Below are 15,155 nucleotides of genomic sequence, written 5' to 3'. Positions count from 1 at the left end.
TGATATCGCGACGGCGTACTCCACGAACCAAGACCATCGAGGTGCGACATGTGTGAGCACGCGCCCTCCTGCCCTCCAGCAACCGCATCCGACCATGCGGCGGCTCGCGTGGTCGCATTCCGCCCCGAACAGGGGTGGAGTCTGCTGTGCAATGGCGTTGTGTTGTTCGACGACACTGGTGAGTTGCTTCCGGACGGCCGAATCATCGGCCCGCACCGGCCGTCCCCGCGCCAGTCCGTGCCGCTCGCCGCCAGGTAGCGAGGTGCGTCGTGTGGGTGCTCACCGGGTCAGGTGTTACACGGGCTATCGGCAGTGGCGTCTCTGAAGCTGGTCCGGGCCGGCTCGGCGTAGGCTGTTGCGTTGGGATAGGTGGCCCAGGCGGGGCCGGTCGATGAGTATCTTGGCGGAACCCTCGATGCGTGAGCGCGGCGGTAACCTTCCGGCCGAGCTGACCAGTTTTTTGGGGCGTCGGCGGGAGATCGCTGAGGTGAAGCGGTTGCTGTCGGAGTTCCGGCTGGTGACGTTGACCGGTGCGGGCGGGGTGGGCAAGACCCGGCTGGCGTTGCGGGTGGCGGCCCAGTTGCGGCGGGACTTTCCCGATGGGGCGTGGTTGGTGTCGCTGGCCGATCTGACGAACCCGGGGTTGCTGCCGCAGACCGTTGCCATGGTGCTGGGCATCCAGGACCGCTCCGCCCAGGGGCTGATGGCCACCCTGGCCGAGTTCCTGCGGGGCAGGCATCTGCTGTTGGTGATGGACAATTGTGACCACCTGGTGGATGCCTGCGCCGGGTTCATCGAAGCGGTGTTGGCGGCGGCGCCGACGGTGCGGGTGCTGGCGACCAGCAGGCAGTCGCTGGGGATGGCTGCCGAGCAGTCCTGGCGGGTGCCGCCGCTGCCGACACCGGAGTTGCCGGAGGGAGCGCCCGATGGGGCCCAGGTCCCGGCGCAGGTGCTGGCCGGTTCGGAAGCGGTGACCCTGTTCGGGGAGCGTGCCCGAGCGGTGCGTCCCGATTTTGCGGTCACGCCGGCCAACGGTATGGCGGTGGCGCGGATCTGCCGGCGGCTGGACGGCATCCCGCTGGCATTGGAGCTGGCGGCAGTACGGCTCCTGGCAATTTCGGAGGAGCAGATCCTGCAGCGGCTGGATGATCGATTCCGCTTGCTGACTCAGGGGAACCGGGCGGCGGTGTCCCGGCAGCAGACGCTGCGGGCGTTGATCGACTGGAGCTACGAGCATTGCACCGCATCGGAGCAGGCACTGTGGGAGCGGGCGTCGGTGTTCTCCGGCGGGTTTGAGCTGGCGGCGGCCGAGCAGGTATGCGCAGGCGGGAACATCGCGTCCGAAGATGTACTGGATCTGGTGGATGCGCTGGTGGACAAGTCGATCCTCAGCGTTGAGCGCGATGGCCGGAATCGGTACTGGATGCTGGAGACCATCCGCCAGTACGCCCAGGACAGGCTCACCGCCTCCGGGCAGCAGAGCGTGCTGCGGCGCCGTCACCGCGACTACTACCAGCGGCTCGCCCGGACAGCCCGCAGCCACTGGTTCGGTCCCGGCCAGATCGACCAGATCGCCTGGCTCGCCCGGCTGCGGGGTGAGCACGCCAACCTGCGGGCGGCGCTGGAGTTCTGCCTGACCGAACCCGGCCAGGCACAGCAGGCCCTGACCATCGCGGCCGATCTGTGGTTCTTCTTCCACAGTGGCCATGTCAGCGAGGGACGCCAATGGTACGAGCGGGCCCTGGCGTTGGCCACCGAACCGGTTCCCGCGCGAGCTGCCGCGTTGTGTGCCAACAGCCTTATGGCGATCAGTCAGATCGACTTTCCCGCGGCCCGGCGCATGCTGGGAGAGTCCCGGGCGTTGGCCGAAGCGCTGGGCGACCGGTCGAGCCTCGCCGTGGCGGGCACCTGGTCCGGCTGGCTGGCTATGAACGAAGGCCATCTACATTCGGCGGTCGCGTATCTCGAGCAGGCGCTCGCCGCGCATCTCGCGCTGGGCGACGTCATGGGCGCGGTCCTTGATCAGCATTTCCTGGCGTTGGCGGCTCTCGAGTCTGATGATGTGGACCGGGCCATGGCGCTGTTCGAGAAGTGCCGGACCGCGTCGGAGGCGCACGGCGATCTCTGGGTGTCGTCGTGGGTCCTGCTCCACATGGGCCGGGCGGCGTGGCGCCTGGGAGATCATCAGCGTGCACGGGCTTCCATCACGGAGTGCCTGCGGATCAAGATCCGACTGGATGAACGTCTGGCCATCGGCCACTGCCTGGAACACCTTGCCTGGCTCACTGCGCCCGACGACCCGGAACGGGCCGCTCGCCTGCTCGGCGCGGCGCACGGCGTGTTGCACGCGATCGGCGCGGCCGTGCTCTCCTATCTGCGTGCTGATCACGACCGGTGCATCGCGGACTTGCGCGCTGCGCTCGGTGAGGAGCGGTTCGCCGCGGTGTTCGAGTGCGCAGCGGCCCTCAGGTTCGATGAGGCCGTCGCTGAGGCGCTGCTGGACGAATCGGTACCGGCGGCGCCGGCGGCATCCCGAGCCGGGCAGCGCAAACCGCCGCCGCTCACCCGGCGCGAGCACGAGGTCGCCGCGCTGATCGCGGAGGGGCTGACCAACAAACGGATCGCCGCCCGGCTGGTGATCAGCCAGCGTACCGCCGAGGCCCATGTCGAACACATCATGACGAAGCTTGGGTTCACCTCCCGCACCCAGATCGCCGCCATGATCAACTGTGGCTCGCACGCGGCGTAGCCGATGCGGCGGCCCATGCGGCGGCGATCTGGCTTCGGCAGGTGAACCCGAGTTTGGTGAGAATATGTTCGACGTGGCCCTCGGCGGTCCGCCGGGAGATCACCAGGCTGGCCGCGATCTCTCGGTTGGACTTACCAGAGGCGACCAGCGCGGCGACCTGAAGTTCCCGTTTGGTCAGCAGCGAGGTGACCGGTGCCTGCGCTGGTGCGCGGGTAGCCGGCGCCGGTGCGGCGCGCTCACCCAACGCGAGGGCGATCACGTCCTGCTGGCTCATCTCCGCGCCCTGCCGGCAGCAGCTGCCGAACCTCTTCTCACCGAGTGCTTCCCGGGCACGCACGCGCGCCTGGTCGCGCCACGCGAGCAGGGTGTGCGTGTCGAACAGTGGTCTGCCGATGAGTTCCCACATCCGCTCCGTGGCGCCCAGAAGCACGGCCGCCCGGTGGGGGTCACCCTCGGCCTCGGCGACCCAGGCCAGCAGTTCGACGCAGCACACGATGCCGAGTCGATCGTCGACTTCCTGCTTCTTGCGCAGCGCGGGGGAAAGGTGAAGCGCTGCCTGGCTGGGCTTGCCTGCCCGCCACCAGCCCAGGCCGACGCCCCATTCCGTCCACGACAGTGCCCAGCGTTCACCGCGCGCGGTGCACAGCGTCTCCGCCTCGCGCAGCAGTGCCATGGCGGTCTCGGTGTCGCCGAGCAGGGCCGCGGACTGCGCCCGCTCCGCGAAGTTCAGCAAGCCGGGAGTGGTCCATCGCCCCGACGCGCGGTGGCGGGCCAACGCCTCGTCCAGCAGCGGCGTGGCCTGGGTGGGCTTGTCGTTCCACTCCAGGGCACACCCGATTGCCTGCAGTGCGTCGGTGAGCGCCGTGTCGTCCCCGAGCTGCGTGGCAAGGCAACGGCTCTGCTCGAGCAGGCTCAGCGCCCCTGCGGCGTCCCCCTGGCAGATGGCGATCCATCCGGCGAGCCACAACGCGCGGGCACGTTCGGGGCCGGCGTCGGTGTCCAGCGCGAGTGCCCGGTCCAGCCAGTGGCGGCCCTCGCGGACGATGCCGCCCGCGATCCAGTAGAACCACAGCGCCGTGCTCAGGCGCAGGCCGGTGCGGATCTCGCCCGGGGTGGCCAGGCAGTAATCGAGTGCGGCCCAGAGGTTCGGGCGTTCCGCGTTCAGCCGTGCGATCCACTCGCCCTGGCGCGGGCCGGTGGATTCGGCGTCGGACCGCTCGGCCAACCCGAGGTAGTAGTCGCGGTGCCGCCGGCGCACGGTGGCATCCTCCCCCGCTTCGGCGAGGCGTTGCCGGCCGTACTGCCGAATGGTGTCCAGCATCCGGTACCGGGCACGCGGCGCGTCCGCCACCCGGGTCAGGATGGACTTGTCGGTCAACCCGGTTATGCCCTGGAACACGTCGTCGCCGGTGAGGCCCTCGCCGACGCAGACGGTCTCGACGGCGTCGAGGTCGAACTCGCCGGCGAAGACCGAGCAGCGTGCCCACAGCAGCCGTTCCGCTTCGGTACACAGCTCGTAGCTCCAGTCCACGGCCGCCCGCAGCGTCTGGTGCCGGGGCACCGCGTCACGCTTACCGGCGCTCAGCAACTGGAACCGATTTTCCAACCGGTTGAGGATCTGCTCCACCGACAGCACGCGCACACGCACCGCCGCCAACTCGATGGCCAGCGGGATGCCGTCCAACCGCCGGCACAACTGGGCCACCGCCGGCCCGTTGGCGGCCTCCAGGGTGAACTCCGGCGACACCATCGCGGCGCGCTGTTCGAACAGCGCCAACGCCTCATACTGCGAGGGCGAGCCCAACGGTTCGTTGGCCGCGGGAACCGATAGCGGCGACACCGGGCAGAGCTGCTCCCCCGGGACGCCCAGGGGTTGCCGGCTGGTGGCCAGGACCCGCAGACCGGGAGCGTTGGTCAGCAGCGTCGTGGCCAGCGCGGCGCAGGCGTCGATCAGGTGTTCGCAGTTGTCCAGTACCAGCAGCAGCTGCCGGTCGGCCAGGTAGTCCACGACTACCGTCGTGGCGTCGCGGACGGTTTGACCGTGGAGGTCGAGTGCGGCCGCGACGGCCTGCGGTACCAGGGCGGGATCCTGTACCTTCGCCAACTCCACCAGGTGCGCACCATCGCGGAAGGCACGCCGCAGCTCCCTGGCGACGTGCAGCGCCAGGCGTGTCTTGCCGACCCCGCCGACCCCGACCAACGTCACCAGCCGCGCTTCGGCGAGCGCCTGCCTCACCCCAGCCCTCGCCTGAAGACGCCCCACGAAGCTGGTCAGTTCGTGCGGCAGATCGCCAGCCCTGTGCACCGGAGCCTGTGTCACGACCTGCTCCCATCGTGCCCACAGCCAATTGTACGAAGCTCACCGGCGCCCAACATCCCACCTGGATGGCGCTGTTCCCGTCTCCGCACGAACGAGAACACGCGTTGCGCTCGCAGTCCTCGAACTCGCGTAGGACATGCAGGAAGCGACGCGGGAGTCAGCGGCCGGTGATGTGCTCTGGCTCGATTGTCAGCAGGAGGCGGACCTGGTCGCGGCCGCCGAACCACGGGTACGGGGTTCCGAGGTAGCGATGGGCCAGGGCCTCGATGTGCTCGGCGGCGCCCTGCTCGGTGACGGCGATGACGCGGCCGCGGACCTGGAAGTAGCGGCGCGGCTGGGCCGGGTCGCCGATCGCCACGGCGACGCGCGGGTCGCGGGCGACGTTGCGGGTCTTCTGGTGGCCGCGGACGGTGTTGACCAGGATGTTCTTGCCGTCGGTGTCGACCCAGACCTGGGTGATCTGCGGCGAGCCGTCGGGCATCAGGGTGGTCAGGTAGCACAGGCCGGCGCCTTCGAGCAGGTCGCGCAGCGGGGTCGGAAGATCCACGCGCCGAAGGCTACTCCGTCAGCGTCCGCAGCAACGCCAGGGCGTACGCGTCCTCGGGGGTGGCGCCGAAGGAGTCCGGGTGGCCGTCCAGCGTCACGCGCCAGCCGTCGCCGGAGCGCTCCAGGGCACGAAACGCCGCCCCGAGCCGGCCGCGCAGCTGGTGCTCGTGCGGCAGCCAGATCGCCTCGTCGCGCTCGATGTCGTCCAGGGCCCACTCGGTGGTGCCGTTGAAGCCGATGACCGAGCCGCCACCGGGCAGGTCGTGCAGCTGGATGATCATGTCGCTGAGCACGAACGCCTGGTCGTCGAGGCCGCGGTCCGGGATCGCGAAGCGGTCGCCCGGCGCAGGGTGCCAGGCCAGGCCGGCCGCGCGAAGCTCGATGGCGAGTTCGATACTGATCACTGCTCCATCGTGCCGCATCGGGGCGGCTGGACTACGGTTGGCCATGGCCCGACCCGAGCCTGTGGACGAACCGCTGAGAGCCACCGACGGGAATCGAACCCGTCACTCCTGCTTGGAAGGCAGGCATGTCACCGTGGACACCCCGATGGCGTGGCGTGCAGCAGGGGTGACAGGACTCGAACCTGCAACCGGTGGTTTTGGAGACCACTGCTCAGCCAATTGAGCTACACCCCTACGAAAACCGTCACGGTCGACGATACGCAGCCGGTTTCCGGCCCGGCAACGCATTAATCGGGCGGGGCGGCGGTCGCGGCGCTCGTGCACCGCGGCGGGGCGGACCAGTGCTCGTCCCGGCCGAACGCCGTCACGGCGCCGGTGAGCGCGTCGAGGCGGGCGAGCACCGCCGCGCCGCCCGGGTCGCCGGCCGCGACGAGTAGCCGCGGGCCGGACGGGGCGCCGATGAAGGACCAGCCGTCGATGCGGCGCACGGTCGCGGCGTCGACGACGAGCTCGCGGACGAGATAGTCGGCGACGCAAAAGCAGGACGTGGAGCCTACATAAGACCTGTAAGGATTGCACCCGCAGGCAGGGCAGCGGGCCGTGAAGCGTCAAGACCGGTTCATCCGGTCAACGTCGCCCGGCAACGGACGACTGCCAATCGTGAGTCACATTTACTCACTGAAAGGTAACGGTCGATGCTGGTGTACCCGTCGAGGCGCCACTGCCGCACCCCGGTGTCGGGTCCAGGGCGCTGATCGCGCCTCCGGTCGCCGTACACAGGACGGGTCCGCACCACCAGATCGGACTGCGGTCCAGGCCGGACTCGCGCCGCCAGCGCAGGGCGCCGGTCGTCAGGTCGTAGACGGCCGCGATGAACTTGCCGGTCTCGTCGACGCCGTCGCCGGAGATGTCGAAGCCGTCGGCCGCGGCGCGGGCTGGGCGAGCCTGCCCGCGCTACGACATCCGCGGTGCCGGCGTCGCGAACCCGCACGGTGCCGTCGGGGTCGAGCTCGGCCACGGCGATGCCGTCCCCGCCGACGGGGACGAAGGAACGGACGGTGCCGGCCGGGACAGTGCGGGTCCATCGCACGTCGCCGGTACGGGTGTCGACGGCGGCGAGGGTATGACCGTCGCCTGTGGACGGTTCGGCGAGAACGAGGCCGGCGGCGCCGGTGCCGACGAGGACGGGCGGGTATCCGGTGCGGCGCCAGGCCTCGGCGCCGGTGGCGGCGTCGAGGCCGAAGAGCGCCTCGGCGGCGGTGCCGTCCGGCTCGGTGACGGCGAGGACGATCCGCCCGGCGCCGGCGGCGACGAGCCGGGCCTGCCGGCCGGCGGGGACGCCGCCACCGTGCATGCGGTACGACTCCAGGACCGTGCGGCCCGCGCGGGTCTGGCGCACCACGTAGACGGTGTCGCCGTCGCCGGGCACGATCACCGGTGGGTCCAGCGGGGGCGGGGCCCGGCGGCCGCGACGACGGCGAGCGTGAGGGTGAGGGTGATCGCGACGGGGCGCAGGCCGCGGTACGGCGGCGGGGCGACGGCTTCCACCCGTCCGACAGATCGACTCGACGACGCGCGAAGCGGCGGCGACGATGCGTCGCAGGTCTGGGGCTCCCCGTCATCGAACCTCGACGTAGCGGGGCCGGTTCACCCGCGCCGCCCGGGCGCCGAGTGCCGCGGTCAGGACCGCCACGGCGGCGAGGAAGATCCGGTCCGGGGCGCTGTGGGCCCGGGCGGCGAGACCGAAGAGCGTGTGCGCGACGAGGGCGCCGGTGCAGGCCGCGATCAGGTGCGAGCGGGTCCAGGCGGGGCCGGCGCTCCAGCGGCTCATGCAGTACACCATGCCGATCACGAGCGCCGTCGCGACCGCCATCGGCAGCAGCGCCCAGGCGCCGTGCGTGAACAGCGGCTGCCGCGCGCCGCCGAAGGGCCAGGTCAGGACGAAGAACAGCAGGGCGGCCGCGCCGGTGGTCACGGCCAGCACGGCCGGTGACGGCGCTCGCATCGCCGCAGCCCGCGGGTGTACCCGCAGTGCCACCGCCACCACCGCCAGCGCCCCGGCCGCGAGGCCCAGCACCGCGCCCAGCGGCATCGTGTAGCCGGGGTCCTCCGACGGCGGCACGCTGACCCGCACGAGCAGGGCGCCGGCCAGCGCGACGAGGCCGGTCACGATGAGCCCGCCGCGGCGCAGGTAGGGTGCCGGGCCGTGCTCGGCGAAGACCAGCTCGACGACGACGATCGGGATCGTGATGCTGAACACCGGGTGGTACACCAGGTTGACCAGCGCGTAGTCGGTGTTGAGGCCGAGCAGGCGCGGGGCCCAGTCCGCGGCGTGGTAGAGGTGCGGGCTGGTCAGGCTCTGCAGCACCAGACCCTCCTCGACCAGGCCGTAGGCGACACCCATCAGCAGCAGGCTCGCCCAGCCGCCGCCGGCGCGCCGGACGACCTCGCGGATGAGCAGGGCGCCGCCGCCGTACAGCGGCGCGAACACGAGCAGGACCCACGCCGTGCGCAGCGGGATCGTGCCCAGCGTGAGCTCGGCGACGACGGGCGCGACGAGCACGAGCAGCCAGGCGGCCCGGCGGTTGCGGGGCCGCTCGTCGGGCACCGCGGGGAAGGCGGCGCGCACGACGGGCCGGTTGACGGCGACGATCAGCGCGGCCAGCAGCGCGAGCTGGACGCCCTGGACGACCCGTAGCCAGGCCGGGTACTCGCCGGACAGCAGCAGCCAGGCCACGGCCACGAACCCGGCGGCCGAGACGATCCGGACCCGCCGGTAGGCGCGGGCCACGCCGGCGAGCAGCTGGCGGGTCACCCAGACGTAGAGCACGGCGACGGCGAGGATCGGGATCGGGCGGGTCCACAGCGTGCGGCGCAGCGCGGCCGGGTCGGCACCGGGGTGCCTGGCCTGCTGGTAGGCGAGCACGTCGTGGCGGAACAGGAGCGTGAGGGCGGCGAAGGCGGCGCTCAGGGCCAGGCCGGCGATGAGCAGCCCGGCGACGAGCCGGATCGCGGTGCGCTGCTGCTGGGTCATGCCTCGACGCTATGGAGTTCGCCGCCCGCTCCTCTTCCGGCGCGGGACGGGTCTTGCGGCTGCGACTTCAGGATGAGGGCCGGGGCCGGACCAGTCCCAGGTCGTAGGCGAGCACGACCGCCTGCACCCGGTCGCGGACCCCGAGCTTGCGCAGGATCGCCGACACGTGGGTCTTCACCGTCGCCTCGGTGACCACCAGCCGGGCCGCGATCTCCGCGTTGGCCGCGCCCCGGGCCAGCAGCCCGAGGACCTCCCGCTCCCGCTCGGTGAGCCGCGCCAGCACGCCGGACGGGGCCGGGGGCGTCAGGTCGGTGGCCATGAACCGCTCGAGCAGCCGCCGGGTGGCGCTCGGCGCGAGCAGCGCCTCGCCGCGGGCGACGACCCGGATCGCCTCGACCAGCTCGGCGGGGCGCACGTCCTTGAGCAGGAATCCGCTGGCCCCGGCCCGCAGCGCGGCGTAGAGCGTCTCGTCGAGGTCGTACGTCGTGAGGATGATGACCCGCGGCCGGGGTCCGCCGGCGGTGAGCCGCGCGGTCGCCGTGACCCCGTCCGTTCCCGGCATGCGCACGTCCATGAGTACCACGTCCGGGTCGGTCCGCGCGGCGAGCCGGACGGCCTCGTCGCCGTCGCCGGCCTCGCCGAGCACCTCGAGATCGTCGCGCGCCTCGAGGATCATCCGGAACCCGGAGCGGACCAGGGCCTGGTCGTCGGCGATCAGCACCTTGATCGTCACGCGTCCGCCCCGATCGGCAGGTGGGCCTCGACCTGGTATCCGCCGCCGCTGCCCGGGCCCGCCCGGAGGGTCCCGCCGAGCAGCGCCGCCCGTTCCCGCATGCCGGCCAGCCCCTGCCCGCTGCCTCGGTTCGCCGACGCCGGCGTTGCCCCGTGCCCGTCGTCGCGCACCCGCACGAGGACCTCCCCGTCGTCGACGCGGACCAGCACCTCGGCCCGCCCGGCCCGCGCGTGCCGCAGCGCGTTGGTGAGGGCCTCCTGCACGATGCGGTACGCCCCGAGCTGCACCGCCATCGGCACCTGCGGTGGATCGTCCGCACTGTCGATGGTGACCGCGACCGGCAGCCCCGCGTCGCTCACCGACCGCCCGAGCCGCGCGATGTCCCCGATCGTCGGCTGCGGCCCGCCGTCGTCGCCGTCGTCGTCCCGCACGGAGCGCAGGAACCACCGCAGCTCGGCGAGCGCCTCCCGCCCGGCCGCCTCGGTGCGCCGCAGCGCCTGCCGGGCCTTGGCGGGGTTGACGTCGAAGACGTCGTCGGCCGCGGCCGCCTGCACCACCATGACCGACACGGTATGCGACAGCACGTCGTGCAGCTCCCGGGCGATGCGCGCCCGCTCCTCCAGCACCGCCTGCCGCTTCTCGGCGGCGTGCCGGGCCCCGCGCGCCCGGGCCAGCGCACCCCAGCTCCAGGCGAGCAGCGCCGCGGCGAGCCAGAGCCCGGCGGGCAGCCACCGCTGCTGCAGCGCGGCAGGCCCGGACACGGCCGCGACGGCGAGCAGCAGCCCGCGCAGCGACTCGGCGGCGGGCCGCAGCCAGGCGTACGTGCACAGCACGACGAAGGCCACGCCGGGCCCGTACACGGGAAACAGCGTCTCGAACCCGGCACTGGCGACCAGCACGGCGACGGTCCCGGCCAGCGGCCGCCGGTCCAGCCACCACAGCGCGACCGCCTGCCCGGCGATCAGCAACCCGGCGACAATCCGCGCGGCGAGATCCCCGAGCACCGCCGGCTGGAGCCAGAGCACCGGCACGGACGCGGCCACCGAGGCGACGACCAGCACGCTGCGCCACCGCGGCGACAGGCGCACCTGGTAGCGGTCCTGCCCCGCCATGGGCCCGCTCACTGCTCCCAGACCGCGACCAGCGGCAGGCCGCGGGCGGTGCGGGCGGCGTCGACCAGGCGCTGGATCACCGCGAACCGCCCGCCCAGGGCGGCGATGGCCCGCGTCGCGTGCGCGGGCCAGGCGGGGTCGTACTCGCTGACCGTGGTCCCCATGTCCGGGGACTGTACCGTCACGAGCGGGCGCGGACCCCGGCGAAGGCGGACCGGGCGTGGATGAGGTTGGCCGACAGCAGCAGGTCGCGGTCGTCGAGCACGGCGGCGGTGGGGGCGTCGGCGATGATGCGGTGGTCCTCGCCGAAGACGACGCAGCGGTCGGCCAGCGACGGCAGGGTGTCCAGGTCGTGGGTGGCCAGGACGATCGTCTTGCCGGCGGCGCGCAGCTGCTCCAGCAGCTCGATCAGCCAGAACTGGGTGCGCGGGTCGAGGGCTGCGGTCGGCTCGTCGAAGAGCAGGACCTCGGGGTTCATGACCAGGACGGAGGCGATCGCGACGCGTTTCTTCTGCCCGCCGGAGAGCTGGAACGGGGCCCGGTCGGCGAGCTCGGCGATGTCGAGCAGCGCCAGGACGTCCTCGACGCGGGCGGTCGCGGTGTCGCGGTCCAGGCCGAGCTGCAGGCAGCCGAAGGCGATCTCCTCGCGGACGGACGGGGAGAACACCTGGGCGTCGGAGTTCTGGAACACGAAGCCGACGCGGGCGCGGAAGCCGTGGTTGAACTGCTCGTCCTCGAGCTTGTCCTCGGTGACCTGTTCGCCGAAGGCGGTGAAGGTGCCGGAGTCGGCGAACAGCAGCCCGTCGAGGAGCTTGAGCAGGGTCGACTTGCCGCAGCCGTTGGCGCCGAGCAAGGCGACGGTCTCGCCGCGCTCGACGGTGAGGCTGACGCCGTCGAGGGCGGTGAAGCGCTCCAGGTACTGATAACGCAGGTCTTCGCACTCGAAGACGGGACTCATCGGGCGTCCGCCAGCAGCAGGGCCGTGGCGAAGGCCGCGACGCACACGACGAACGCGACGTCGCCGGCGCGCACCCGGAAGGCGCTGAGCGTCTGGGCGTTGCCGGTGTAGCCGCGGGCGGTCATCGCCTGGTGCACCTCTTCGGAGAGCTGGTGTGCCTTACCGAAGAGCGTACCGGCGCCGGCGGCCACGAACCGCCGCCCGGCACCCGTCCCGGAGCGGCCGGTGTCGCCGGACAGGGTGCGGGCCTTGCGCGCGGTGTACATGTCGTCGACCGCGTCGAGCAGCAGGAACAGGTAGCGGTAGGCCATGCCGATGATGAGCACGAAGATCTTCGGCACGCCGAACGCGCGCAGCGCGGCGAGCAGCCGCACCCACGGCGTGGTGAGGGTCAGCAGCACGACGAGGGAGATGGAGGTGGCGACGCGGGCCACGATGATCCCGGCGCCGTGCAGGCCCTGCTCGGTGACACCGTGGATGTGGCCGTGCCAGTGCCACAGGGGCAGGATCACGTCGCCGGGGGTCACCACGGACAGGGTGGCGGGCAGCACCACGATCCCGGTGAAGATCGGCACGAACAGCCAGACGCGCTTGATGAAGAAGCCCAGCGACAGGCCGGAGGCGACGGCGAGCGCGACGGTGGCCACGTAGGCGCCGGCCAGCAGCGGCAGCGAGTGCACGAGGGCGACCACGACGAGCAGCCCGACCATCGACAGCAGCTTGACCCGCGGGTCGAGGCGCTGCAGCAGGCCCTTGGCCGCGGCGATGTCCTCGGAGAAGATCGCCTGCCGCATGATCCCGGAGGCGCCGGTGAGGGTCTTGGCGACGTAGCTGCCCTTGCGCCGCTTGCCGATGCACCCGCACGGGCACAGCCCCACCTCGGGGCGCAGCAGCCAGCCCGGTGTCGGCGCGGTCACGACCGCACCGGCGGCGCGTCGAGGTCGGCCGCCTCGCGCTCGCCGCCGCGCAGCCGGCCGATGAGCCAGGTGATGCCGAAGACCAGCGCGGCGACCACCACGATGCCGATCAGGGCGGAGAGGACGTACTGCCACCAGCTGCCGCCGCCGTAGTCGGGCAGCAGGGTACTGCCCCAGAAGTCGGTGTACCGCTGCAGCCCCTCCGGCACCGCCGACAGGTGGTACTTGGCCAGGTCGAGCTCCTCGGGCGCGTCCTCGCCGAACGCGCCGCCGGGCGCGAGCAGGCCGAGCGGGCTGATCACCGCCATGATCCCGAGCGTGACCAGCGCCGCCCGCAGCGGGCTCACCGGCTTGCGCCGCACCTCGGCCTCGGTCAGCGGCACCTCGGGGGCGTTGATGCGCAGCAGCGGCACGTTGGCCCGCTGCAGGTACGCGAGCACGCCGCCGGTCAGCACCGCCTCGACGAAGCCGGCGATGAGCAGGTGGGCGAACATCATCGCGGGGATCGCCTGGGACAGGTGGAACGGCGCGTAGAGCGGGGTGCCGTCGGCCTTGTGGAACAGGTCGGGCTGGATGCCGAACTCGACCGCGGTGGCCAGGGCGGAGGCGTTGAGGCCCACGTAGGCGCCGACCACGGCGGCGAGGACCCGCCGGCGGGCGGTCAGGGCGGTGTTGCGGGTCAGCAGCCGGTAGATCCAGTAGCTGACGAACGGCAGCACCACCGCCATGTTGAACGCGTTGGCCGGGAACGCCAGGACGCCGCCGTCGCCGAAGAACAGCGCCTGGATCAGCAGCGCTATCGACACCGCGATACACGCCGCCCACGGCCCCAGCAGGATCGCGATCAGCCCGCCGCCGACGGCGTGCGCGGTGGTGCCGTCGGGGATCGGGATGTTGAACATCATGACGACGAACGAGAACGCGGCGCCGAGGGCGACCAGCGGCACGTACCGGCTCTTGACGACCTTCTTGACCCGGGCCGCGGACTGCCACCACAGCGGCAGCATCGCGAGGCCGAACACGGCGCTGGTCTGCGGGCTGAGATACCCGTCCGGAATGTGCATGATGCCCCTCCCCTGGCGCGCCTCCCGCGGCATTATCGGCAGTCTGTCGCTATCGCAACTCATATGCAAGAACAAATCAGGTGCGTGAGACGAGATCGTCACCGATGGCCCACTGGACGGCGTCGAGGTCGGCGTAGCAACCCTGCAGGTGGCGGGCCGCGGCGGCGCCGGACGCGGCGAAGGCGGTGCGGGCGTGCAGGACCCGGGTGTTGTCGAAGATCACGCAGTCGCCGGGGCCGAGCCGGAACGTGACCATGCCGCCGGGCCGGTTGAGCACGGCGTCGAAGGCCCGGTAGGCCGCGTAGAACGCGTCCAGCTCGGCGGGCAGGCCCGCGAGGGGCCGCAGGGAGCGGTTGTTGTACCGGATCTCGCGGATCCGGCCGCGCTCGTCGACGCCGATCATCGGCCGCTGCGCCCGCAGCCGCCCCCACGCGAACGTCACCGGCGTCGAGGCCAGCACCGCGAAGTGCTCCGGCTCGGCCTGCCGCAGCAGCGCCGCGGCCCGGAACCCGTCGACCAGCCCCGACTCGCCGCCCCCCGCCCGCCGCGTCGACCAGGCAGTGCAGCAGTTGCAGGGTCGGCACCGGATCGCGGTACGGGTTGTCGGTGTGCGGGGCGATCGCCCGCGCGGTGAACGCCAGGTTGCCGGGGTCGGGCTCCACCCGCACGTCGAACAGCTCGCCGTAGTTGGTGCTCCGCACGTGCCCGAACGCCCGCGCCACGGCAAGCACGGTCCCCGGCTCGACCGGGGTTCCGCGCAGCAGCACGAACCCGGTCCGCCACAGCGCCCGCAGCAGCGGCACGGGATCGGCCCGGAAATCCGCCCACGCCCCCGCCGGCGGCTCGACGCGGTCCCACAGGTCCTTGCCGCACTCGGTGCGCCCGTCGCCCTGCGCGCCGGCGGCCCGGTGCCGGTCGAGCCAGCCCCGCTCGAAGGTGGAGCGGTGCCCGTCGGAGAAGCGGATCTCGACGGTACCCCCGGTGCCTCCCCCGGCCCCGGCGACGCGCACGTCCGCGGGCAGGTCCCCCACCGTGTGCAGCTTCTGGCCACTGCGCGGGTCGAGGCACCCCGCGCACGGACAGTTGTCACGCAGCCACAGCGCCGGAAAGGGCAGCTCCATGGCCGCCGAGCGTGCCACCGCCGCGTGAACGTCACACGGGCCCGACCTGAACAGACGCTCACGCAAACACCGACCGGTGGCGACGCCGCGCCCCGAACCCGGTCACGGCCGGACCCGTCACCGGCGGGGTGGTCGCCGCGTTTCCACGATGAGCGCGACCTTGATCTTCTTCACGGGGGCGGCGGCTGGGCCGGCGT

15 protein-coding genes, 2 tRNA genes and 1 pseudogene are annotated in these 15,155 nt (G+C 72.2%); 2 read left to right on the top strand and 16 right to left on the bottom strand.

Translation table 11 applies throughout. From position 1 onward, the window contains the following. Positions 1 to 48: 48 nt before the first annotated feature. Both ACQPY0_RS25845 and ACQPY0_RS25840 read left to right on the top strand, forming a co-directional pair. Entirely contained in the window at positions 49 to 258 is a 210-nt protein-coding gene (locus ACQPY0_RS25845) for a DUF5999 family protein (RefSeq protein ID WP_432993563.1), read from the top strand. 157 nt (positions 259 to 415) lie between these two features. Then, a complete protein-coding gene (locus tag ACQPY0_RS25840) occupies positions 416 to 2,749 on the top strand; it encodes an ATP-binding protein (protein WP_432993561.1) in 2,334 nt (777 codons plus the stop codon). On the opposite strand, the gene ACQPY0_RS25835 is transcribed toward ACQPY0_RS25840, so the two are convergent. From ACQPY0_RS25835 to ACQPY0_RS25760, 16 genes and pseudogenes are all read right to left on the bottom strand, one after another. Then, positions 2,724 to 4,985: an ATP-binding protein gene (locus tag ACQPY0_RS25835; RefSeq protein WP_432993559.1), complete on the bottom strand. Its 2,262-nt coding sequence runs from the start codon at positions 4,983 to 4,985 to the stop codon at positions 2,724 to 2,726. The genes ACQPY0_RS25840 and ACQPY0_RS25835 overlap by 26 nt on opposite strands. A gap of 241 nt (positions 4,986 to 5,226) precedes the next feature. Then, complete coding sequence (locus tag ACQPY0_RS25830) at positions 5,227 to 5,616, bottom strand: PPOX class F420-dependent oxidoreductase (protein WP_432993557.1); 390 nt, start codon at positions 5,614 to 5,616, stop codon at positions 5,227 to 5,229. Between the two features lie 10 nt (positions 5,617 to 5,626). Beyond that, positions 5,627 to 6,019: a pilus assembly protein CpaE gene (locus tag ACQPY0_RS25825; protein WP_432993555.1), complete on the bottom strand. Its 393-nt coding sequence runs from the start codon at positions 6,017 to 6,019 to the stop codon at positions 5,627 to 5,629. Between the two features lie 78 nt (positions 6,020 to 6,097). Then, positions 6,098 to 6,169: transfer RNA gene (locus ACQPY0_RS25820), tRNA-Gly, on the bottom strand. Positions 6,170 to 6,180: 11 nt separating this feature from the next. Then, positions 6,181 to 6,253, bottom strand: a tRNA-Trp gene (locus tag ACQPY0_RS25815). A gap of 53 nt (positions 6,254 to 6,306) precedes the next feature. Then, complete coding sequence (locus ACQPY0_RS25810; protein WP_432993554.1) at positions 6,307 to 6,507, bottom strand: hypothetical protein; 201 nt, start codon at positions 6,505 to 6,507, stop codon at positions 6,307 to 6,309. A 131-nt stretch (positions 6,508 to 6,638) separates the two neighbouring features. Further along, complete coding sequence (locus ACQPY0_RS25805; RefSeq protein WP_432993552.1) at positions 6,639 to 7,454, bottom strand: hypothetical protein; 816 nt, start codon at positions 7,452 to 7,454, stop codon at positions 6,639 to 6,641. Between the two features lie 183 nt (positions 7,455 to 7,637). Next, entirely contained in the window at positions 7,638 to 9,053 is a 1,416-nt protein-coding gene (locus tag ACQPY0_RS25800; RefSeq protein ID WP_432993550.1) for a hypothetical protein, read from the bottom strand. A 67-nt stretch (positions 9,054 to 9,120) separates the two neighbouring features. Further along, on the bottom strand, positions 9,121 to 9,786 hold the full coding sequence (locus ACQPY0_RS25795) for a response regulator (protein ID WP_432993548.1): 666 nt from the start codon (positions 9,784 to 9,786) through the stop codon (positions 9,121 to 9,123). Beyond that, positions 9,783 to 10,898 carry a sensor histidine kinase gene (locus tag ACQPY0_RS25790; protein WP_432993546.1) on the bottom strand — a complete coding sequence of 372 codons (1,116 nt, stop codon included), beginning with the start codon at positions 10,896 to 10,898 and terminating at the stop codon, positions 9,783 to 9,785. The genes ACQPY0_RS25795 and ACQPY0_RS25790 overlap by 4 nt, the downstream gene beginning before the upstream one ends. An 8-nt stretch (positions 10,899 to 10,906) precedes the next feature. Then, entirely contained in the window at positions 10,907 to 11,062 is a 156-nt protein-coding gene (locus tag ACQPY0_RS25785; protein WP_432993544.1) for a hypothetical protein, read from the bottom strand. Between the two features lie 17 nt (positions 11,063 to 11,079). After that, positions 11,080 to 11,856: an energy-coupling factor ABC transporter ATP-binding protein gene (locus tag ACQPY0_RS25780; protein WP_432993542.1), complete on the bottom strand. Its 777-nt coding sequence runs from the start codon at positions 11,854 to 11,856 to the stop codon at positions 11,080 to 11,082. Continuing rightward, a complete protein-coding gene (gene cbiQ / locus ACQPY0_RS25775; protein WP_432993540.1) occupies positions 11,853 to 12,773 on the bottom strand; it encodes a cobalt ECF transporter T component CbiQ in 921 nt (306 codons plus the stop codon). Before cbiQ ends, ACQPY0_RS25780 begins: the two co-directional genes overlap by 4 nt. Next, the gene (gene cbiM, locus ACQPY0_RS25770) at positions 12,770 to 13,837 is read right to left on the bottom strand and encodes a cobalt transporter CbiM (protein ID WP_432993538.1); all 1,068 of its coding nucleotides are present in this window, start codon (positions 13,835 to 13,837) and stop codon (positions 12,770 to 12,772) included. Before cbiM ends, cbiQ begins: the two co-directional genes overlap by 4 nt. A gap of 76 nt (positions 13,838 to 13,913) precedes the next feature. Next, positions 13,914 to 14,327, bottom strand: a complete 414-nt coding sequence (locus tag ACQPY0_RS25765; protein WP_432995392.1) for a TauD/TfdA family dioxygenase — start codon at positions 14,325 to 14,327, stop codon at positions 13,914 to 13,916. Between the two features lie 112 nt (positions 14,328 to 14,439). Further along, positions 14,440 to 14,958, bottom strand: a pseudogene (locus ACQPY0_RS25760) (gamma-butyrobetaine hydroxylase-like domain-containing protein); the annotation flags it as partial. Between the last annotated feature and the right edge of the window lie 197 nt (positions 14,959 to 15,155).

It is taken from the genome of Dactylosporangium sp. CA-233914, assembly GCF_050942935.1.
GTDB lineage: Bacteria > Actinomycetota > Actinomycetes > Mycobacteriales > Micromonosporaceae > Dactylosporangium.
The sequence above is the reverse complement of the archived record's forward strand: the minus strand, read 5'-3'. Positions and strand labels throughout refer to the sequence as shown.

Bases quoted from the DNA above. Each gene is read 5' to 3' on its own strand.
- ACQPY0_RS25790 (WP_432993546.1), bottom strand. From the start codon at position 10,898: ATGGCGGGGCAGGACCGCTACCAGGTGCGCCTGTCGCCGCGGTGGCGC.
- ACQPY0_RS25845 (WP_432993563.1), top strand. From the start codon at position 49: ATGTGTGAGCACGCGCCCTCCTGCCCTCCAGCAACCGCATCCGACCAT.
- cbiM (WP_432993538.1), bottom strand. From the start codon at position 13,837: ATGCACATTCCGGACGGGTATCTCAGCCCGCAGACCAGCGCCGTGTTC.
- ACQPY0_RS25800 (WP_432993550.1), bottom strand. From the start codon at position 9,053: ATGACCCAGCAGCAGCGCACCGCGATCCGGCTCGTCGCCGGGCTGCTC.
- ACQPY0_RS25785 (WP_432993544.1), bottom strand. From the start codon at position 11,062: ATGGGGACCACGGTCAGCGAGTACGACCCCGCCTGGCCCGCGCACGCG.
- ACQPY0_RS25780 (WP_432993542.1), bottom strand. From the start codon at position 11,856: ATGAGTCCCGTCTTCGAGTGCGAAGACCTGCGTTATCAGTACCTGGAG.
- ACQPY0_RS25840 (WP_432993561.1), top strand. From the start codon at position 416: ATGCGTGAGCGCGGCGGTAACCTTCCGGCCGAGCTGACCAGTTTTTTG.